Annotated in this window: 19 protein-coding genes; 4 read left to right on the forward strand and 15 right to left on the reverse strand. The window is 56.4% G+C overall.

All coding sequences use genetic code 11. From position 1 onward, the window contains the following. The first annotated feature begins 8 nt into the window (after positions 1–8). On the forward strand, positions 9–1,172 hold the full coding sequence (fadA, locus tag AB3N39_RS19895; RefSeq protein WP_058690926.1) for an acetyl-CoA C-acyltransferase FadA: 1,164 nt from the start codon (positions 9–11) through the stop codon (positions 1,170–1,172). Positions 1,173–1,354: 182 nt separating this feature from the next. On the opposite strand, the gene fre is transcribed toward fadA, so the two are convergent. Further along, positions 1,355–2,056 (reverse strand): NAD(P)H-flavin reductase, encoded by a 702-nt coding sequence (gene fre / locus AB3N39_RS19900; RefSeq protein ID WP_008501516.1) that lies wholly within the window; start codon positions 2,054–2,056, stop codon positions 1,355–1,357. A gap of 42 nt (positions 2,057–2,098) precedes the next feature. Further along, on the reverse strand, positions 2,099–3,592 hold the full coding sequence (gene ubiD / locus AB3N39_RS19905; protein WP_133295312.1) for a 4-hydroxy-3-polyprenylbenzoate decarboxylase: 1,494 nt from the start codon (positions 3,590–3,592) through the stop codon (positions 2,099–2,101). Between the two features lie 170 nt (positions 3,593–3,762). Between ubiD and rfaH the strand changes: the two genes are divergently transcribed. Continuing rightward, complete coding sequence (gene rfaH / locus AB3N39_RS19910; RefSeq protein ID WP_111963548.1) at positions 3,763–4,254, forward strand: transcription/translation regulatory transformer protein RfaH; 492 nt, start codon at positions 3,763–3,765, stop codon at positions 4,252–4,254. Here rfaH and tatD read toward each other — a convergent pair. The 9 genes from tatD to udp all read right to left on the reverse strand — a co-directional run bounded on the left by tatD (position 4,251) and on the right by udp (position 12,161). Continuing rightward, complete coding sequence (gene tatD, locus AB3N39_RS19915) at positions 4,251–5,033, reverse strand: 3'-5' ssDNA/RNA exonuclease TatD (RefSeq protein WP_111963547.1); 783 nt, start codon at positions 5,031–5,033, stop codon at positions 4,251–4,253. The two genes, rfaH and tatD, sit on opposite strands and share 4 nt — an antisense overlap. Before the next feature lie 41 nt (positions 5,034–5,074). Continuing rightward, the gene (gene tatC, locus AB3N39_RS19920; RefSeq protein WP_252093697.1) at positions 5,075–5,845 is read right to left on the reverse strand and encodes a Sec-independent protein translocase subunit TatC; all 771 of its coding nucleotides are present in this window, start codon (positions 5,843–5,845) and stop codon (positions 5,075–5,077) included. 2 nt (positions 5,846–5,847) lie between these two features. Then, entirely contained in the window at positions 5,848–6,390 is a 543-nt protein-coding gene (gene tatB, locus AB3N39_RS19925; protein WP_143345646.1) for a Sec-independent protein translocase protein TatB, read from the reverse strand. Between the two features lie 3 nt (positions 6,391–6,393). Beyond that, complete coding sequence (gene tatA / locus AB3N39_RS19930) at positions 6,394–6,648, reverse strand: Sec-independent protein translocase subunit TatA (protein ID WP_020882874.1); 255 nt, start codon at positions 6,646–6,648, stop codon at positions 6,394–6,396. Between the two features lie 76 nt (positions 6,649–6,724). Then, complete coding sequence (ubiB, locus tag AB3N39_RS19935; protein WP_111963544.1) at positions 6,725–8,365, reverse strand: ubiquinone biosynthesis regulatory protein kinase UbiB; 1,641 nt, start codon at positions 8,363–8,365, stop codon at positions 6,725–6,727. Beyond that, the gene (ubiJ, locus tag AB3N39_RS19940) at positions 8,362–8,967 is read right to left on the reverse strand and encodes a ubiquinone biosynthesis protein UbiJ (protein WP_126304516.1); all 606 of its coding nucleotides are present in this window, start codon (positions 8,965–8,967) and stop codon (positions 8,362–8,364) included. The genes ubiB and ubiJ overlap by 4 nt, the downstream gene beginning before the upstream one ends. A gap of 13 nt (positions 8,968–8,980) precedes the next feature. Beyond that, a complete protein-coding gene (gene ubiE / locus AB3N39_RS19945; RefSeq protein ID WP_023309612.1) occupies positions 8,981–9,736 on the reverse strand; it encodes a bifunctional demethylmenaquinone methyltransferase/2-methoxy-6-polyprenyl-1,4-benzoquinol methylase UbiE in 756 nt (251 codons plus the stop codon). 66 nt (positions 9,737–9,802) lie between these two features. Then, positions 9,803–11,260, reverse strand: a complete 1,458-nt coding sequence (gene rmuC, locus AB3N39_RS19950) for a DNA recombination protein RmuC (protein WP_136196055.1) — start codon at positions 11,258–11,260, stop codon at positions 9,803–9,805. Positions 11,261–11,399: 139 nt separating this feature from the next. Then, positions 11,400–12,161 carry a uridine phosphorylase gene (gene udp, locus AB3N39_RS19955; protein WP_003860792.1) on the reverse strand — a complete coding sequence of 254 codons (762 nt, stop codon included), beginning with the start codon at positions 12,159–12,161 and terminating at the stop codon, positions 11,400–11,402. A 255-nt stretch (positions 12,162–12,416) separates the two neighbouring features. Between udp and AB3N39_RS19960 the strand changes: the two genes are divergently transcribed. Further along, positions 12,417–13,223: a dienelactone hydrolase family protein gene (locus AB3N39_RS19960; protein WP_367896970.1), complete on the forward strand. Its 807-nt coding sequence runs from the start codon at positions 12,417–12,419 to the stop codon at positions 13,221–13,223. A gap of 50 nt (positions 13,224–13,273) precedes the next feature. On the opposite strand, the gene metE is transcribed toward AB3N39_RS19960, so the two are convergent. Then, positions 13,274–15,535, reverse strand: a complete 2,262-nt coding sequence (gene metE / locus AB3N39_RS19965) for a 5-methyltetrahydropteroyltriglutamate--homocysteine S-methyltransferase (protein WP_111963540.1) — start codon at positions 15,533–15,535, stop codon at positions 13,274–13,276. 115 nt (positions 15,536–15,650) lie between these two features. Here metE and metR point away from each other — a divergent pair, with 115 nt between their 5' ends. Next, entirely contained in the window at positions 15,651–16,604 is a 954-nt protein-coding gene (metR, locus tag AB3N39_RS19970; protein WP_045357166.1) for an HTH-type transcriptional regulator MetR, read from the forward strand. Here the strand turns inward: metR and AB3N39_RS19975 are convergent. From AB3N39_RS19975 to pldB, 3 genes are all read right to left on the reverse strand, one after another. After that, positions 16,492–17,391, reverse strand: a complete 900-nt coding sequence (locus AB3N39_RS19975) for a carboxylate/amino acid/amine transporter (RefSeq protein ID WP_133295315.1) — start codon at positions 17,389–17,391, stop codon at positions 16,492–16,494. The two genes, metR and AB3N39_RS19975, sit on opposite strands and share 113 nt — an antisense overlap. A gap of 82 nt (positions 17,392–17,473) precedes the next feature. Further along, positions 17,474–18,274: a sugar/pyridoxal phosphate phosphatase YigL gene (gene yigL, locus AB3N39_RS19980; RefSeq protein WP_136196058.1), complete on the reverse strand. Its 801-nt coding sequence runs from the start codon at positions 18,272–18,274 to the stop codon at positions 17,474–17,476. Positions 18,275–18,305: 31 nt separating this feature from the next. Further along, a complete protein-coding gene (gene pldB, locus AB3N39_RS19985) occupies positions 18,306–19,298 on the reverse strand; it encodes a lysophospholipase L2 (protein WP_111963538.1) in 993 nt (330 codons plus the stop codon). Positions 19,299–19,361 lie beyond the last annotated feature (63 nt).

The raw sequence follows: 19,361 nt of genomic DNA on the forward strand, positions 1-19,361 counted from the left end.
GAGTCACAATGGAAAAGGTTGTCATTGTTGATGCGATTCGCACCCCGATGGGCCGTTCAAAAGGCGGCGCGTTCCGTAACGTGCGTGCGGAAGACCTCTCCGCGCACCTGATGCGTAGCCTGCTGGCGCGTAACCCGGCGCTGGATCCGGCTACGCTGGACGATATCTACTGGGGCTGCGTGCAGCAGACCCTGGAGCAGGGCTTCAACATCGCCCGCAACGCGTCGCTGCTGGCGGAAATCCCGCATTCGGTTCCGGCCGTCACCGTTAACCGCCTATGCGGTTCATCAATGCAGGCGCTGCACGACGCGGCACGCATGATCATGACCGGTGATGCGCAGGCCTGCCTGGTGGGCGGCGTCGAGCACATGGGGCACGTGCCGATGAGCCACGGGGTCGATTTCCACCCGGGGATGAGCCGCAACGTGGCGAAAGCCGCGGGGATGATGGGTCTGACCGCCGAGATGCTCTCCCGCCTGCACGGCATCAGCCGCGAAATGCAGGATGCCTTTGCCGCGCGCTCTCACGCTCGCGCCTGGGCCGCCACGCAGTCCGGCGCCTTTAAGAATGAGATCATCCCGACCGGCGGCCACGATGCAGACGGCGTTCTGAAGCAGTTCAGCTACGACGAAGTCATCCGCCCGGAAACCACCGTCGAAGCGCTTTCCACGCTGCGTCCGGCGTTTGACCCCGTCACCGGTACGGTCACAGCAGGGACCTCGTCGGCGCTGTCAGACGGCGCCGCCGCGATGCTGGTGATGAGCGAAAGCCGCGCCCGCGAGCTGGGATTAACGCCTCGCGCTCGGGTACGCTCGATGGCGGTCGTGGGCTGCGATCCGTCGATCATGGGCTACGGCCCGGTTCCGGCTTCTAAGCTAGCGCTGAAAAAAGCGGGATTAACCGCCAGCGACATCGACCTGTTTGAGATGAACGAAGCGTTCGCCGCGCAGATCCTGCCGTGCATTAAGGATCTGGGGCTGATGGAGCAGATCGACGAGAAGATTAACCTCAACGGCGGCGCGATCGCCCTCGGTCACCCGCTGGGCTGCTCCGGGGCGCGTATCAGCACGACGCTGATCAACCTGATGGAACGCAAAGATGCCCAGTTTGGTCTGGCAACGATGTGTATTGGGCTGGGTCAGGGTATCGCGACGGTGTTTGAGAGAGTGTAAATTAGGAAAAGTATCTCAAAGCCAATGGCGTCAGAACAAGGCGGCAAGCGAGCGAATCCCGATGAGCTTACTTAAGTAAGTGATTCGGGTGAACGAGCGCAGCCAACGCAGTTATGGCGTCATTGGCGAAGAGAGACAGTTTAGTTGCCGTTCTTCCCGCCTGTCAGGGGCGGGTTTTTTACTTAAATGAAGGCAAACGCATCGCCAAACAGGCGGTCTTCACGCGCGTCACGTTCGTTACAGAACAGGTCACGGGCAATTTTCGCCATCTCAAAACGGCCAGCGATATAGATATCGTGTCCTGCCAGCGTGCCGTGATCCTGCAGCACCGCCGTCAGCACCGTCCCGCTACGCCCGCGCCAGCCCTCTTCCGGCTGCTCAACCACCGGCTCAATGCGCAGGTTAGGATGGGTGACGCTCAGCGCTTCCAGTTCAGACAGGTCATACAGGTGTTTCTCTTCACGGCCACCCCAGTAAATGGTGATGTCACGGTCCGGGTTACGCGCCAGGGCGGTTAACAGAATGGATCGCACGTAGGAGAAGCCTGTACCACCGGCAATCAGGATCAGCGGACGGTCTTCGTCATCGCGCAGCCACGCATCGCCGTGCGGAATATCCACCACGATTTCACGTTCCTTCAGGATCCGATCCATCACCGCCATTGCATACAGGTTAAGCTCTGACGCACCAATATGAAGCTCAATAAATTCCTGCTCCGCTGGCGTGGAGGCCATGGAGAAAGGACGCTTATCACGCTCATCCATCACAACCATCAGGTACTGACCCGCGCGGAAAGAGAATGGCGCTTCTGGCACTAAACGGACGCGATATACGGTGTCGGTGATGGCATCTACCGAGGTCACTTTACAGCTTAAGGTTGTCATTCGCTCTCTCTGTCGGGAAGTCTATAGGGCTTAACGGTCAGCTCAGGGTTTACCGTTATTCATTATGGCCAGCTCGTCCCAGATCGCGTCAATGCGCGCGGTCACAGCAGGATCTTTTTTGATCGGGCGACCCCATTCACGGTCGGTTTCGCCAGGCCATTTATTTGTGGCATCCAGTCCCATCTTTGAGCCAAGACCGGAAACCGGCGAGGCAAAATCCAGATAATCAATCGGCGTGTTTTCGACTAACACGGTATCGCGCGCCGGGTCCATTCGCGTGGTAATGGCCCAGATTACGTCATTCCAGTCGCGGGCGTTAACGTCATCATCGCAGACAATAACAAATTTGGTATACATAAACTGGCGCAGGAAAGACCACACGCCCATCATCACGCGTTTCGCGTGACCAGGATACTGCTTCTTCATCGTGACCACCGCCATGCGATACGAGCATCCTTCAGGCGGCAGATAAAAATCAACAATTTCCGGGAACTGCTTTTGCAGAATCGGCACAAACACTTCGTTCAGCGCCACGCCCAGTACCGCGGGTTCATCCGGTGGACGCCCGGTATACGTGGAGTGATAAATCGCATCTTCACGCTGCGTAATGTGCGTTACGGTGAACACCGGGAAGTTATCCACTTCGTTGTAATAGCCGGTGTGGTCGCCGTAAGGGCCTTCTGGCGCCATTTCACCCGGTTCAATGTAACCTTCCAGCACAATTTCTGCACTGGCCGGGACTTCGAGATCGTTAGAGATACACTTCACAACTTCCGTTTTCGTCCCGCGGAGCAGGCCTGCAAAGGCATATTCCGAGAGCGTATCCGGTACGGGTGTGACGGCCCCCAGAATGGTGGCCGGATCGGCGCCCAGGGCGACAGATACCGGGAAACGTTCACCCGGGTGTGCAGCACACCACTCCTGAAAATCCAGCGCGCCGCCGCGATGCGACAGCCAGCGCATGATGAGCTTATTCTTGCCAATCAACTGCTGGCGGTAAATACCAAGATTCTGGCGTTCTTTGTGCGGGCCACGCGTGACGGTCAGTCCCCAGGTGATCAGCGGCGCAGCATCTTCCGGCCAGCACTGCATGATAGGGATTTTAGTCAAATCAACCGCATCGCCTTCCAGCACCTTCTGCTGGCACGGCGCGCCGCGCAGGCGTTTGGTGGGCATGTTCAGCACCTGCTTAAACTGCGGCAGTTTGTCGAACAGATCGCGGAAGCCTTTCGGCGGCTCCGGCTCTTTCAGGAAGGCCAGCAGCTTACCGACTTCACGCAGCGCCGTGACGTCTTCCTGCCCCATCCCCAGTGCGACGCGACGCGGTGTACCAAACAGGTTGCACAGAACCGGCATTGAGTAACCTTTTGGATTTTCAAACAGTAATGCGGGGCCACCGGCACGCAGGGTGCGGTCAGCAATTTCTGTCATCTCCAGATAAGGATCAACAGGAAGTGTAATACGTTTGAGTTCACCCTGCTTTTCCAGCAGCGTCAGGAAGTCGCGGAGATCGTGGTATTTCATGCAGTTAATCATGGCCTCTCTGTAAGCGCTTCATTATACGGCGTAAGCCTGCTTGATGCTGTAATTTTGTTAAATAAGCGTGAACTTATGCGTTCTGTTCCATTTTCCCCCATTATAATCAACTTAGCGATCCCGCCAGGGTTTTGATATGCTTGCGCCCCGAACTAAGGGAAAGAGTGATTATGCAGGCCTGGTATTTACTGTATTGCAAACGCGGGCAACTTCAGCGCGCGCAGGAACATCTTGAACGTCAGTCTGTAAATTGCCTGACGCCCGTGATCACGCTTGAAAAAATGCAGCGCGGGAAGCGCACAACCGTCAGCGAGCCGTTGTTCCCGAACTACCTCTTCGTGGAATTCGACCCGGAAGTCATCCACACCACCACCATCAGCGCAACGCGCGGCGTCAGCCACTTCGTTCGTTTTGGTGCCCACCCGGCAACAGTTCCGTCGACGGTTATTCATCAGCTGTCGATATATCAACAGCCCGAAGGTCTCACCGACCCGGAAACACCCTATACGGGCGATAGCGTCGTGATTACCGAAGGGGCTTTTGAAGGCCTGCAGGCGATTTTTGCCGAGCCGGACGGGGAAGCGCGCTCTATGCTGTTGCTTAATCTGCTGAACAAGCAGGTGCTGCAGAGTGTTAAAAACACCGACTTCCGTAAACTTTAAACATTTATCCCGAACAGCTTACGCACGTTGTCATCCGTCTGTGCCGAAAGCCAGTGCGGATCGTCTCCGCGCCGCTTCGCGACGCTCTCAATAATGTGCCCCAGATAAGCGGGCTCATTTCGTCGCGATGCCGGTTTGGGTTTCATATCGCGCGGCAGCAGATAAGGTGCGTCCGTTTCAAGGAGCAACCGGTCGGCCGGGATCGCTGGCAACAGCTCCCGAAGCTCAAGCCCGCGGCGCTCATCGCAAACCCAACCGGTAATCCCCAGATAAAGCCCGCGCTCCAGGCATTCCAGCGCTTCCTGCCGTGAGCCGGTGAAGCAGTGCAGCACCGCGCCGGGCAGTTTATCGAGCCACGGATCAAGCAGAGTCAGAAAACGCTCATGCGCGTCGCGGCAGTGCATAAATACGGGCATTTCAAGCTCTGCCGCTAGCGCAAGCTGGGCAGTGAATGCCTTTTCCTGCTCTTCAGGCGTGGAAAAGTTACGGTTGAAATCGAGGCCGCACTCGCCAATCGCCACCACTTCTGGTGTCTTTGCCAGCCTGCGTAGAGTGTCGCCACTTTGCGCGGTCCACTGGCTGCTGTCGTGAGGATGCACGCCAGCAGTAGACCAACAGCGATCGTATCGTTGCGCCAGCTGCTGCGCCTGCTCGCTCTCATGCAGGTTGGTGCCCGTCAGCAGCAGTCCTTTCACCCCGGCGGCAAATGCACGCGCAACCACCTCATCACGATCTTTCGCAAACTGCGAGCTGGTCAGGTTGAGTCCGATATCAAACATGCAAATCCCCATATAACAACCGCCCTCACGGGCGGCTGGTTTTACTCTTCAGTGGTCTTGTCGGACGTATCGTCTTCGTCATCCGCTCGATGTCCTTTACCCACGTAGAAACGCGAGAAGAAAACGCCGACCTCAAACAGACAGTACATCGGTATGGCCAGCAGCGTCTGCGAGAACACATCCGGCGGCGTTAGCAGCATGCCGACCACGAAGGCGCCCACCAGAATATACGGACGCTTCTTACGCAGGTCATCCGGGGTCGTAACCCCTACCCAGCAAAGCAGCACAATGGCCACCGGCACTTCGAATGCCACGCCAAACGCCATAAACAGCGCCATCACAAAGCTGAGGTAGCTGGCAATATCCGTCGACACCTGGACCCCTTCCGGCGCGGTATGCGTCAGGAAGCCGAAGGCCAGCGGGAAGACAACGAAATAGGCAAACGCCATGCCGATATAGAACAGCAGCGAGCTGGACACCAGCAGCGGGATAACCAGCTTGCGTTCGTGTTTATACAGCGCGGGCGCCACAAACGCCCATACCTGGTAAAGAATGACGGGCGCAGAGGCTATCAACGACACCCAGAAGGTCAGCTTGATGGGGGTAAAGAACGGAGAAGCCACATCCGTCGCAATCATCGTTGCGCCCAGCGGCATCTGCTTAATTAATGGTGCAGAGACAACCTGGTAGATATCGTTGGCGAAATAAACCAGGCATAGAAAAATAACGAAAACTGCAATAATGCAGTTTAACAGGCGCTTACGCAGCTCTATGAGGTGCGTAATCAGCGGTTGAGTATCATCTACTGCCATGTTTACGCTTTATCACTCGACGAGGGGGATGATTCGGAAACGGACGCAGCGGGCTTTACTTCCGCCGTTTTAGTTACCGGTTCTTCCGGCTGCGCCTGTTTTTTCACTTCGGTTTCCTGCGGCGTCTGTTCTGGCGCAGCAGCCTGATGTTCAGCGCTGGCAGGCGTTACGCCCTCGCGCTGCTCCTCGCTGCCCTTCACCACCGGGTTATGGATAGTGTTCGCTTCATCGCTCGCTTTTTCAGGATCGTTGACGCTGTAAGAGCGCTTCATGGATTCCGCCGCTTCACGCAGTTCATCCATTGAGGCTTTCAGTTCCGGCGTCAGATTATCCATGCTCGCCTTCTCGACCTTTTTGAGGCTTTCCTGAAATTCCTGCAGCTTAAGCTCCTGCGCCAGCTCATTCTGAACGGTCGATGCCAGCGATCTCAGCGCACGCACCCAGCCCGCAACGGTTTTCACCGCCACCGGCAGACGCTGCGGCCCCAGCACGATCAGGCCAATCACAAAGACCAGCAGCAGCTCACCAAAACCAATGTCAAACACGACTTATACCTGCTCTTTATCGTGGCGTTTGGCGTCTTCCTTTTTGGCTTCTTCTTGCTTGTCGGAGATGGATTTAGCAGTAAAGTCAGCGTCCTGGCTGGTTTTATCCTGCTTGCTCTCATCATCGCTCATCGCTTTCTTAAAGCCTTTGATAGACGCGCCCAGATCGGAACCAATAGAACCGAGCTTTTTGGTGCCAAACAGCAGCACGACGATGACGGCAATGATCAACAATTGCCAGATACTGATACCACCCATACATGTTCCTCAGGGATAGATGATTAATGAGTCAGGTCGCATTATACGTATGCGACCCATCGATGGCGACGCAAACTCAGCGCGTTTTTCGCCATCCGGCAAGCCAGACTACCACCCCGCCAGCCATCAGCCAGGCTGGCATCATCTGCCAGTCCGGACGGTTGATCAGCAGCAGCGTACCGCTCAGCAGCAGCGTTGCGCCAATCCCAAAGAGATAGCGGGACTGTCCCTGGCGAACACGGCTGGACTGAAGCTCGCGGGCGATTTTATCCATGCTGTGCTGAAGGTTCTTGCTCTGACGCAAACTGTCATAAACCAGTTCGGGAATTTCAGGCATTTTTTCTATCCAGAACGGGCCCTTCTCTTTCAGCGAGCGCACCAGCGCCGGAATGCCAACCTGATCCTTAATCCAGGATTCAAGGAAAGGTTTCGCAGTCTTCCACAAGTCTAACTGAGGATAGAGCTGTCGGCCTACACCCTCAACGTAAAGTAATGTTTTCTGGAGTAAAACTAGCTGTGGCTGAACTTCCATATTAAACCGGCGAGCCGTGTTGAACAGGTTCAACAGTACGTGCCCAAAGGAGATTTCCGCCAGTGGTTTTTCAAAAATCGGTTCACAAACGGTTCGGATCGCAAACTCGAACTCTTCGACGTTAGTGTCCGGCGGCACCCAGCCGGAATCGACGTGCAGCTCGGCCACCTTACGGTAGTCGCGGTTGAAGAACGCGATGAAGTTCTCAGCCAGATACCGCTTATCCTCTTTGTTCAGCGACCCCACAATCCCGCAGTCGATACCGATATATTTCGGGTCCTCAGGGTGTTCGTAGCTTACAAAGATATTGCCCGGATGCATGTCCGCATGGAAAAAGCTGTCGCGGAATACCTGGGTAAAGAAGACCTGTACGCCACGTTCGGCCAGGAGCTTCATGTTTGTTCCCTGCTTCTCCAGGGCTACGACATCCGAAACCGGAATACCGTAGATACGCTCCATCACCATCATGTTCTGGCTGCAGTAGTCAGAATAGACTTCAGGTACATAGAGCATCGGGCTGTTTTCAAAGTTGCGGCGCAGCTGAATGGCGTTTGCCGATTCGCGCAGCAGGTTAAGCTCATCAATCAGCGTTTTTTCATATTCCCGCACCACTTCCAGTGGACGAAGGCGGCGCCCGTCCGGCAGCAAGCGTGGCACCCAGCGCGCCAGACGATAAATCAGCTTCATGTCCGCTTTGATGACTGGCAGGATGTCCGGACGAATAACTTTGATAACGACTTCTTTGCCGTTTTCTTTCAAACGCGCGGTGTGCACCTGCGCGATAGAGGCCGACGCCAGCGGCTGAATATCGAAATCGTCAAACCAGGTTTCGACGGGTACATTTCCCATCGCCTCTTCAATTTGCTTTTTCGCGCGCGCGCCGTCAAAGGGTGCGACGCGGTCCTGAAGCATTGCGAGCTCATCGGCAATGAGAGGCGGGAAGAGGTCGCGGCGGGTCGAGAGCATCTGCCCGAATTTAATCCATACCGGACCGAGTTCCTGCAGCGCCAGGCGCAGACGCTCACCCAGCGGTTGACCTTTGTGGCGATTGGGCATCCAGAACAGCATCCGCCGCCAGATGCGAAGCGGCAGCGTGATGCGCATTTTGGGAATAAGCTCGTCGAGCCCGTAGCTCAAAAAGGTGCGAATAATAAAATAGAGGCGCCGAATTTCACCAGGCGTCATTTGCCCTCCAGTTTTTCCAGCCGTTTGGTAAACGCATCAACCGCGCGTTCAACAGCAGCGGTCTCTTCCGCAAACCATGCAACTTCCAGTGGCCCGGGCGCCATTCGCCACTCCTCAGTCATCACTTCCGCCACATAGCGTTGTTGGCGCTGGAGGCTTTTACGCGCAAAGGAGGCGCCACCATGAAGGGCTTTCCCGATGCCTTCGGCAGCAATGTCGCCGATAAAAGGCGCGAGCAGCTCTGCCGGATCGAACTCCGCCAGATCGGTGAGAGCAACGAAGTTCTGCACGACCTGAATATCGCCTTCCACCTCCAGCTCACCGCTGCGGATAAGCGCCGTTAATTGCTGGCGATCGCGCAGTTTTGGCAGCACGCTCATGTGCGTGATGACCGAGCAGTCAGCTTCACCTTCCCACGCCCCCAGAACGTCAAGCTGGCGTTCGCTGAATACCAGCACAAGCGGCGTCGAGAACTCTTTTAAAACAATACGTAATATCTTCCCGTTTAGCCGCTGACGCGCTGCTTTCAGCGCCGGAGCACGATAGAGAAAGGCATTCAGTACGTTTTCGATACCTGCGGTGACTAAGGGCTTAAAGGGCACGGGACACCTCCACTCAGAACTTGTAACCGCGATGCAGCGCGACGACACCCGCCGTCAGGTTGAAATATTCAACGTTCTCAAATTCTGCATCCTGCATCATGGCTTTTAATGTGTCCTGATCCGGGTGCATACGGATAGATTCCGCCAGATAGCGGTAGCTTTCAGCGTCGTTAGCCACCAGCTCACCGATGCGCGGCAGCACGTGGAAGGAATAGGCGTCGTAAGCTTTGCTCAGCGGCTCAATAATCGGTTTGGAGAATTCAAGCACCAGCAGGCGTCCACCCGGCTTCAGCACGCGGTACATGGAGCGCAGCGCTTTTTCTTTATCGGTCACGTTACGCAGACCGAAGGAGATAGTGATGCAGTCAAAGGTATTGTCCGGGAACGGCAGCGCTTCGGCGTTTGCCTGCACATATTCCACATTCCCCACCACGCCGATGTTACGCAGCTTTTCGCGTCCCATTTTCAGCATGGAGTCATTAATATCGGCGAGAACAACGCGGCCGGTTTCACCCACCAGACGAGAGAATTTCGCGGTTAAATCGCCCGTACCGCCAGCTAAATCCAGCACCGTTTGTCCGCGACGCACGCCGCTACAGTCAATGGTGAAGCGCTTCCACAAGCGATGAATGCCGAACGACATCAGGTCATTCATCACATCGTACTTCGCCGCCACGGAATGAAATACGTGGGCCACCATGTCAGCTTTCTGCGCTTTGGCGACAGTCTGAAAGCCAAAGTGCGTTGTGTCTTGTGAATCGTCAGCCATCTTAGAGCCTGCTTATCAGTAAAATGTTCGTGAAGTGTATCAGATTGGGCGCGTTTGCCCTACGTTTCAACCACCGCGAAAAAAACGCGCTGGAATCTCGTCTGGTGATGAATCCGCCGCTAACGTGTTGTCTTCACTGTTTGTCTTTTGTTCGTTCGCCCCTTCTCGCAGGCGAAACTCGTCGTCCTGGGCGGTGGCCTGCTCGACCAATTCCGGATTAATCTCGCGTTTAACTTCTACCCCCAGGCTGCGGAATGATTCAGCCTGCGCCAGCAGATTGCCACGTCCGGAGGCGAGTTTTTTCATCGCCTGGCGATAGTTATCCTGCGCACGATCCAGGCTTTGCCCGACTGAAGACATGTCGTCCACAAAGAGGCGCATTTTGTCGTACAGCTTGCTGGCACGATCGGCAATCTGCTGCGCGTTGCGACTCTGGTGCTCATAGCGCCACAGGTTCGCAATGGTGCGTAACGCCACCAGCAGCGTGGTGGGGCTGACCAACATAATATTATTTTTGAGCGCTTCGGTTATAAGCTCAGGCTGTCTGTCGAGTGCCAGCAGAAATGCGGGCTCTACCGGAATAAACATCAGGACATAGTCCAGCGAGCGCAGACCCGGCAGCTGCTGGTAGTCTTTTCTGCCGAGCAGGCGAATGTGATTACGCACCGAGGCAATGTGCTCCTGAAGCGCCGATTCGCGGGTGTAGTCATCCTCCGCGTTGAAGTAACGCTCATACGCTACCAGCGTCATCTTGGCGTCAATCACCACATCTTTGCCCTGCGGCAGCCGCACGATCACATCCGGCTGCATGCGCGAGCGGGCATCGTTTTCGATACTCACCTGCGTTTCGTATTCGTACCCTTCCCGAAGGCCTGAAGCTTCCAGGACGCGGGTCAGCACCACTTCTCCCCAGTTGCCCTGGGTTTTGTTATCCCCTTTCAGCGCACGGGTGAGGTTGACCGCCTCCTGCGCCATCTGGGCATTCAGCTGCTGGAGATTGCGAATTTCATGCGCCAGGGTATGCCGCTCGCGGGCTTCCTGACCAAAGCTGTCCTGTACCTGACGGCGGAAGCCGTCCAGCTGTTCACGCAGGGGCGTCAGCAGACTGTTCAGGCTCTGGCGGTTTTGTTCGTCAACGCGGCGGTTGCTGTGCTCAAAAATGCGGTTCGCGAGATTCTCAAACTGTTCGCTGAGACGCTGCTCGCTGTTGATCATCTGGCGGATTTTGTCTTCCGCATGCAGTTGGGTGGATTCAAGGCGTGTGGTCACTTCGCGGAGATCGGCCTCCAGTGACGTGTTGATATCACGCAGGTTGCGCAGCTCGTTGTTGAGCAACTCACACTCATCGCGCCAGTGTTCGCTCAGCGCAAGCTGCTGTTTTATAGCGCTTAAATCTGCGACCATCTCTTCTCGCTCAGCCAGCTGGTCGGCCTTCTGCTGCGCATGCTGGTAGCTGGAAATCAGCCAGCCAATCCCTAAGCTCACCAACGCAATCACCGCGTAAATCAGGATTGAGATATCCACAATGCCCCCTGCATCAACGTATTATCCGCACAAAATAGAATTGTGCTGTATAAACGTCCAGTTTGAAAGGGTTTTCCTGCGAGGCGCTACGCAAAAAATAAAGGCCGAACGTGTCGGCCTTTGATTTAAGAAGAGAGGACTAGATCAGGCGACGCGCTGCTTCCACCACGATTTTCACTGCATGACTTTCGGTCTGCTTCATGGTTTCGGCGTTCGGGATCTCCTGCTGGGTACGGTTGACGATAACGCCCGCCACCATACCGGCACGCAGACCCTGGCTTGCACACATGGTCAGCAGCGTTGCGGATTCCATTTCGTAGTTCATCACACCCATGGACTGCCACTCTTCCATTGAGCCTTTGAAACGGCTAACCACGCGGCCTGAGAAGGTATCGTAACGCTCCTGGCCCGGGTAGAAGGTGTCGGAAGACGCGGTTACGCCCACGTGAGTGGTTGCGCCTACGGATTTCGCAGCTTCAACCAGCGCGGTGGTACATTCGAAATCAGCCACTGCCGGGAATTCCATTGGTGCAAAATGCAGGCTTGCGCCGTCCAGACGGACGGAGGCGGTCGTGACCAGAACGTCGCCGACGTTGATATGCGGCTGAATAGCGCCGGTCGTACCGATACGCAGGAAAGTGCGGATACCCAGCTGCGCCAGCTCTTCAACAGCAATAGACGTAGACGGACCACCGATACCGGTAGAGCACACGATCACCGCTTTGCCATCCAGCTCTGCGCGCCAGGTGGTGAACTCACGATGGGCAGCCAGCTTGACCGGCTTATCCATCAGCGCGGCGATCTTTTCCACACGCTCCGGATCGCCAGGGACGATGGCGAGCGTAGCCCCTTGTAAATCGTTTTTAGTGAGGCCGAGATGAAAAACATCAGACTTAGACATAGGTGACTCCTCTGTGGGTCGGTTAGTCAGAAGAAGTAAAACGGTACTTTACAGAAGCAGTAAGCATATTTTCGTGACGAACCTCACCATGAATGAAAATGGTTACATTGAATTTCCATAAAAAAGTGATTTACATCACATTAACAAGTTATATCGCCAGGTGCTGCACAAAAGATAGACCGTTTAAGGCACTGTGAGTTGTTAACCTGGTGTCTATATTTACCTTTGCGCTAACTCATTGGTACGGAGAATGCCATGACTGAAAAAACCGGTTTTGCACCTGCTGCGGCCCCACATGCTTCAACCATCGTGTCGACTCCAGAAGCAGCAATTACCGCGGGCGAGACCTCTATTCCCTCGCAGGGGGAGAATATGCCTGCTTATCACGCCCGACCCAAATCGGCAGAGGGTCCGCTACCCATCGTGATTGTGATTCAGGAGATATTTGGTGTTCACGAACACATTCGCGACCTCTGCCGCCGGCTGGCGCTGGAAGGGTATCTGGCCGTTGCGCCAGAGCTCTACTTCCGTCAGGGCGATCCGAACGACTACAGTGATATTCCAACATTGCTCAGCAACCTGGTCAGCAAAGTCCCGGACTCGCAGGTGCTGGCCGATCTCGATCATGTCACCAGCTGGGCGGCGCGCAACGGCGGCGATCCGCATCGTCTGCTGGTCACCGGTTTCTGCTGGGGCGGTCGCATTAGCTGGCTGTATGCCGCGCATAACCCGCAGCTCAAAGCTGCTGTCGCCTGGTACGGCAAACTGGTGGGTGAAAAAACGCTGAATTCGCCTAAACATCCCGTCGATATCGCCACCGAGTTAAATGCCCCCGTGTTAGGGCTTTATGGCGGTCAGGACACCGGTATTTCGCTGGATTCGGTAGAAACCATGCGCCATGCGCTGCGTGCGGCCAATGCGAAGGCGGAGATTGTGGTGTACCCGGATGCCGGGCATGCGTTTAACGCCGATTATCGTCCGAGCTATCACGCGGAATCAGCAAAAGATGGCTGGCAGAGAATGCTGGCGTGGTTTAGCCAGTACGGTGGTAAGAAAGCGTAATAACAAAAACGCCCGGTGGCGGCTACGCCTTACCGGGCCATCCAATACCCCTACGCCTGACGCAAATTCTGCGCTGCCTTCACCATGTTCGCCAGCGCTGCGCGGGTTTCAGGCCAGCCGCGGGTTTTCAGTCCGCAGTCCGGGTTTACCCAAAGACGCTCTGCCGGAATACGCTGGGCCGCTTTTTTCAGCAGGGCTTCAATCCACTCCACGCTCGGCACGTTCGGGGAGTGGATGTCGTACACGCCCGGCCCGATTTCGTTCGGGTAGTCGAATTCTTCAAACGACTCCAGCAGCTCCATATCTGAACGCGAGGTCTCAATAGTGATCACGTCGGCGTCCAGCGCGGCAATTGAATCCATGATGTCGTTAAATTCGCAATAACACATGTGGGTGTGGATCTGAGTGTCGTCCTTCGCCACCGCGGCGTTGATGCGGAACGCCTCCACGCCCCACTGCAGGTAGGCGTCCCAGTCGCTACGACGCAGCGGCAGACCTTCGCGCAGGGCCGGTTCGTCAATCTGAATAATGCCAATGCCTGCGGCTTCCAGATCCGCCACCTCATCACGCAGCGCCAGGGCGATCTGTTTGGCGATGGTTTCACGGGTCACGTCTTCACGCGGGAAGGACCAGCAAAGAATGGTCACAGGACCGGTGAGCATGCCTTTCACCGGCTTGTCGGTCAGGGACTGGGCGTACTTCGCCCACTCAACCGTGATCGCTTCCGGACGGCTGACGTCACCGATGACCACCGGCGGCTTCACGCATCGGGAGCCATAGCTCTGCACCCAGCCGTTCTGGGTAAAGACGAAGCCGTCCAGGTGCTCGCCAAAGTATTCCACCATGTCATTACGCTCTGCTTCACCGTGCACCAGCACGTCCAGCCCAAGGCGTTCCTGCTCGATAATCGCCTGCTTGATGTGTTCCGCGATCCCGGTGCGGTAGTGATTCGCATCCAGATTGCCCTTTTTAAAGTCCAGACGCAGGCCGCGGATCTCGGTGGTCTGCGGGAAGGAACCAATCGTCGTGGTCGGCCACGCAGGCAGATTGAAGCGGGCGCGCTGGGCTTCGGCGCGCACCTCATACGGGCTCTGGCGCTGGCTGTCCTGGGCGGTGATGGCCGCCAGACGTTTTTCCACCGCCGGGTTATGCACGCGCGCGGAGTGGCGGCGCGCCCGGATCGGGGCGCTCCATTCGGTAATTGCCGCCGTGTCGCCGCTGTTCAGCGCGTCACGCAGCAGGGCCAGCTCTTCACATTTTTGCAGCGCGAAGGCAAACCAGCTCTTTACTTCAGGGTCGAGACGGGTTTCCACGCTCAGGTCGATCGGGCTGTGCAGCAGCGAGCAGGACGAGGCCACCCACAGCTCACGTTTACCGACGATGTCTTTGATTTGTGCGTATTTCTCGGTCAGATCGGCGCGCCAGACGTTACGGCCATTCACCAGACCGGCGGAGAGCAGCCAGTCTGCGGGCAGGCGCTTGTGAAGCTCCGTCACATCATCTTTACCGTGTACAAGGTCTACGTGCAGGCCCTGCACCGGCAGCGCGGTAATCGTGTTCAGGTTCGGCGTCACGCCTTCGAAATAGGTTGTCAGTAGCAGCTTCACCTCCCCGGTGAGCGCGTCATACGCCGGTTTGAAGGCATCGAGCCATTCCTGAGGCAACTCGAGCACCAGCGCCGGTTCGTCGATTTGCACCCACTGAATGCCGCGTTTGCCCAGCTCAATCAGCACCTGTTTGTAGACCGGCAGAATGTCCTTCAGCAGGCTCAGACGATCGAACTGCTCGCCTTTGACTTTCCCCAGCCACAGATAGGTCACTGGCCCCAGCAGCACGGGTTTAACCTGGTGACCCAGCGCCAGCGCTTCGTCCACTTCATCCAGAAGCTGCGTCCAGGTCAGTTTAAACTGCTGACCTTTTACGAACTCCGGCACCATATAGTGATAGTTAGTGTTAAACCACTTAGTCATTTCCGCCGCTGCCGCTGGCTCACCCGTTGGCGCACGGCCACGGCCGATGCGGAACAGGGTATCGATATCTACCGATCCATCTTTGTTCTGATGACGAGCCGGCACGTTGCCAAGCAGCAGGCTGGTCGTCAGAACATGGTCGTACCAGGCGAAATCGCCCACCGGCAGCAGGTCAATGCCCGCCTGCTTCTGCTGATCCCAGTGGCGGGCGCGCAGCTCGCGTCCCACCGCCAGCAGCTCTTCACGCGTGGCGTTACCCGCCCAGTAGCTTTCTTGCGCTTTTTTCAGCTCGCGACGCAGGCCAACGCGAGGGAAACCGAGAGTGTGATTGCGGATTGTCATGGTGTACCCCTTGTGAAATTCGTTATTTAGACGTCCAGATGTTTACACTTCTATAATTGGCAGGTACTGTATATTCCTCAAGCGCAAAATGTTCATGGCGAAGTGAAGGACTTTCATGATCGAGATTAAACACCTGAAAACGCTACAAGCGTTGCGAAACTGCGGTTCGCTCGCGGCTGCTGCGGCCACGCTGCACCAGACACAGTCCGCCCTTTCTCACCAGTTCAGCGATCTGGAACAACGCCTCGGCTTCCGTCTTTTTGTGCGTAAAAGCCAGCCGCTACGCTTTACGCCGCAGGGTGAAATTCTCCTTCAGCTGGCGAATCAGGTTCTGCCGCAAATCGCGAGCGCGCTGCAGGCGTGTAACGAACCGCAGCAGACCAAACTGCGTATCGCTATTGAGTGCCACAGCTGTATTCAGTGGCTGACCCCCGCGCTTGAGAACTTCCGCCAGAAGTGGCCGCAGGTGGAGATGGACTTTAAATCCGGCGTGACGTTCGACCCGCAGCCTTCGCTGCAGCAGGGCGAGCTGGATCTGGTCATGACCTCTGACATTCTGCCGCGCAGCGGCCTGCACTATTCGCCGATGTTTGATTATGAGGTGCGCCTGGTGCTGGCGCCGGACCATCCGCTGGCGGCCAAAACGCGCATCACGCCGGAAGACCTGGCGACGGAAACGCTGCTGATTTACCCGGTTCAGCGCAGTCGTCTGGATATCTGGCGTCACTTCCTGCAGCCCGCGGGCATTAGCCCGCAGCTAAAAAGCGTGGATAACACCCTGCTGCTGATTCAGATGGTGGCGGCCAGAATGGGTATCGCGGCGCTGCCGCACTGGGTGGTGGAGAGCTTTGAACGCCAGGGTCTGGTGGTGACCAAAACCCTGGGAGAAGGACTGTGGAGCCGGCTGTACGCTGCCGTGCGCGATGGCGAGCAGCGTCAGCCGATTACGGAGGCGTTTATTCGCTCAGCGCGGAACCACGCGTGCGATCATCTTCCGTTTGTGCGGAGCGCGGAGCGACCCATCGGCGATGGACCCACAGCGAAGCCAGGATCACCGCTCCCCCAATAAGGAAGCTCGGCCAGTGCGGCTGTTGCTGCCAGATAGCGAGGTTGACCAGCAGCCCTGCCGGGACATGCACGTTGTTCATGATCCCCAGCGTACCGGCGTCGACCTGAGTCGCGCCGTAGTTCCACATGAAGTACCCCAACCCGGAAGCCACGACGCCCAGCCAGATCAGCACGCCCCACTGCACGGACGTAGTCGGCAACTTTTGCGGGTTACCGAGCATAAACCACGCCGCTACCGCGACAATCGCGGCGCCCATATAAAACCATGCGAACGCGTTATGCTGCGGCATCGGACGGGTTTCCATCAGGCGTTTGTAGCCCACCATGCCGATAGCGAAACTGATGTTGGCGAGCTGGACGAACATCAGCCCGGTCCAGAAATGATCGCTTACTTTGTCGTAGCGAATAATCGCCGCGCCAATCACCGCCAGCGCCGCGCTCAGCAGGTATCCCCAGCGCAGACGGCGTTTACTCAGCAGATCGTAAATCAGCGTGATGTAGAGCGGCGTCAGCACGGTAAAGAGCAGGAATTCCGAGACGGACAGATAGACGTAAGCCCGGAAGCTGAACAAATACATGATGCCGAGCTGCATCGCCCCCACCAGCATATACAGCACAATCGTTTTCAGCGACTGTCCGCGCGTGCGCAGAAACGGCAGGAACACCAGTGCCGCCAGCCCCACACGCATCAGCACCGAGAAGTAACTGTCGACCGAACCGGCAAGGTATTCGCCAATCAGGCTAAAGGAGAAGGCCCACAGGATAGTGGTGATAATGAGTAGCGCCACAATGCTTGTCTCTCAGAAAGAAGGAGAGGCATTGTAGCGAACTCTTTAGTTGACAACTGAGCAATAAACAATCAAGTGAAGATTATTCAAGGAACAGCTTGCGCAGATACTTCGGTACCGCGTTGTCAGCGTTAGAACCAATGACTTCCAGTTCAGGGTGGAGATCCTTCAGACGCTGGTGCGCGTTCTGCATGATGCAGCCCTTGCCTGCCATTGAAAGCATCTCGGCGTCGTTCATGCCGTCACCGAAGGCGATACAGTCTTTGAGCCCGAAGCCCAGGCGTTTCGCAACCGCTTCCAGCGCGTGACCTTTGGAGACGCCACCCGCCATCACTTCAAGACAGGTCAGGGTTGAGAAGCTTACGTTGACGCGATCGCCCCAGCGAGCGTTGATCGCCTGTTCCAGCGGGAGCAGCTCTTCGTGGCTATCACAGGTAAAGAACACCTTGCTGATCCCTTCCGGCTCCAGCAGGCCCGGTTCGTAAAGGGAGTAGTTGAATACCGCTTCCTTGAAGAAACGCATTTCATCCGGGCGGTGGCGGTTCATAAACCAGTCGTCGTCGCGGTAAACGTTAGTGACGATAGTCGGGTTGTTATGCACCACGCCAAACAGATCGGCGGCAATATCGCGATCCAGGTTGTGGGTAAAGATCAGGTTGCCGTCGGTATCATGCACGCGCGCACCGTTGGAGGTGATCATGTACGATTTGATCTCGAGATTATCGCGGATCTGCCCCACGTCGACGTGGTGGCGGCCGGTAGCGAACACAAAGTTCACACCACGTGCAGTCAGGAGTTTTAAGGTCTCTTTCGCGTAAGGCGACAGGGTGTGGTCGGGGGAAAGCAGCGTGCCATCTAAATCAGATGCAACAACCTGGTACATAGGGATTTCAACCTCTGGTGGAAAACAAAAATCAATTATGCCTGTTGAAAAATTCAACAATGGCGTTGAGCGCGACTGAGCGCATAGCGTCCTTTTCAAAAAGGATCTCATGGAACGCGCCGTTAATGACCAGCGGTTTACCCCCTTCACAAGGGTGACCGGCAGCAGCGCGCAGTTCACAATAGCGGTCATGCATGCGGTTATCCACCACACGCTCTTCTTCCGCCTGAATCAGAAGCGTCGGCGTATCATCATCGCCTACGCCCGCCAGCACCTGCTCACCGGCCATAATACCCTCCCGCACCCAGTGCCAGGTCGGGCCGCCGACGCGTAAGCGCGGTTCATCGGCATAGAAGCGCAGGTTGCGGCGATAACGCTGCCGGCTGTGGGTTAAGACGTTGATGGCGAACGGCAGCGCGCGCCAGCGTCCTGTACCTATGGCGTAACCTTCACGAATGCGCTGATGGCCCTCAGCCCAGTCAAGAAGATGGCGCACCATCCAGTCAGGAAAACGGATAACGATACCGTACATCGGCGCGGTCAGCGCAATGGCATCGCACTGGTGTTCATAACGCTGCAAAAACAGCGTCGAAATGGCGCCGCCCATGGAGTGCGCAAGGATATACCGCTTGCGCCAAGGCCCGGGCTGAACGTCCTGCTGCCAGAACGCGGCAAAATCGTCGACGTAATCGCTGAAGCGATCGACGTGCCCACGGTGCGTGTCCGGAAGCATACGTCCGGACAGCCCCTGCCCACGGTGGTCGATAATCAGGACATCGAACCCCATATGGACCAGGTCGTAGGCCAGCTCAGCGTATTTAACGTAGCTTTCAATACGCCCAGGGCAGACCACAATCACCCGGTCATTTTTTTCATTTCGGAAACGAACGAAACGCACCGGGATGCCCCCGACGCCCGTAAACTCATCTTCCTCACGCTGCCGCCAGAAATCGGTCAGCGGCCCCATAGAGAAAGCAGCAAAAGCGTTTTCTCGTGTTTCCCAGTCCTTTTTCTGCTGAAACATTGGGTTTCCACTCACGTAATCCAGGGAATATCGTTTTTTTCGTCACCGGTCACAAAATGACTC

Source organism: Enterobacter vonholyi (assembly GCF_040834095.1).
Taxonomy (GTDB): domain Bacteria; phylum Pseudomonadota; class Gammaproteobacteria; order Enterobacterales; family Enterobacteriaceae; genus Enterobacter; species Enterobacter vonholyi.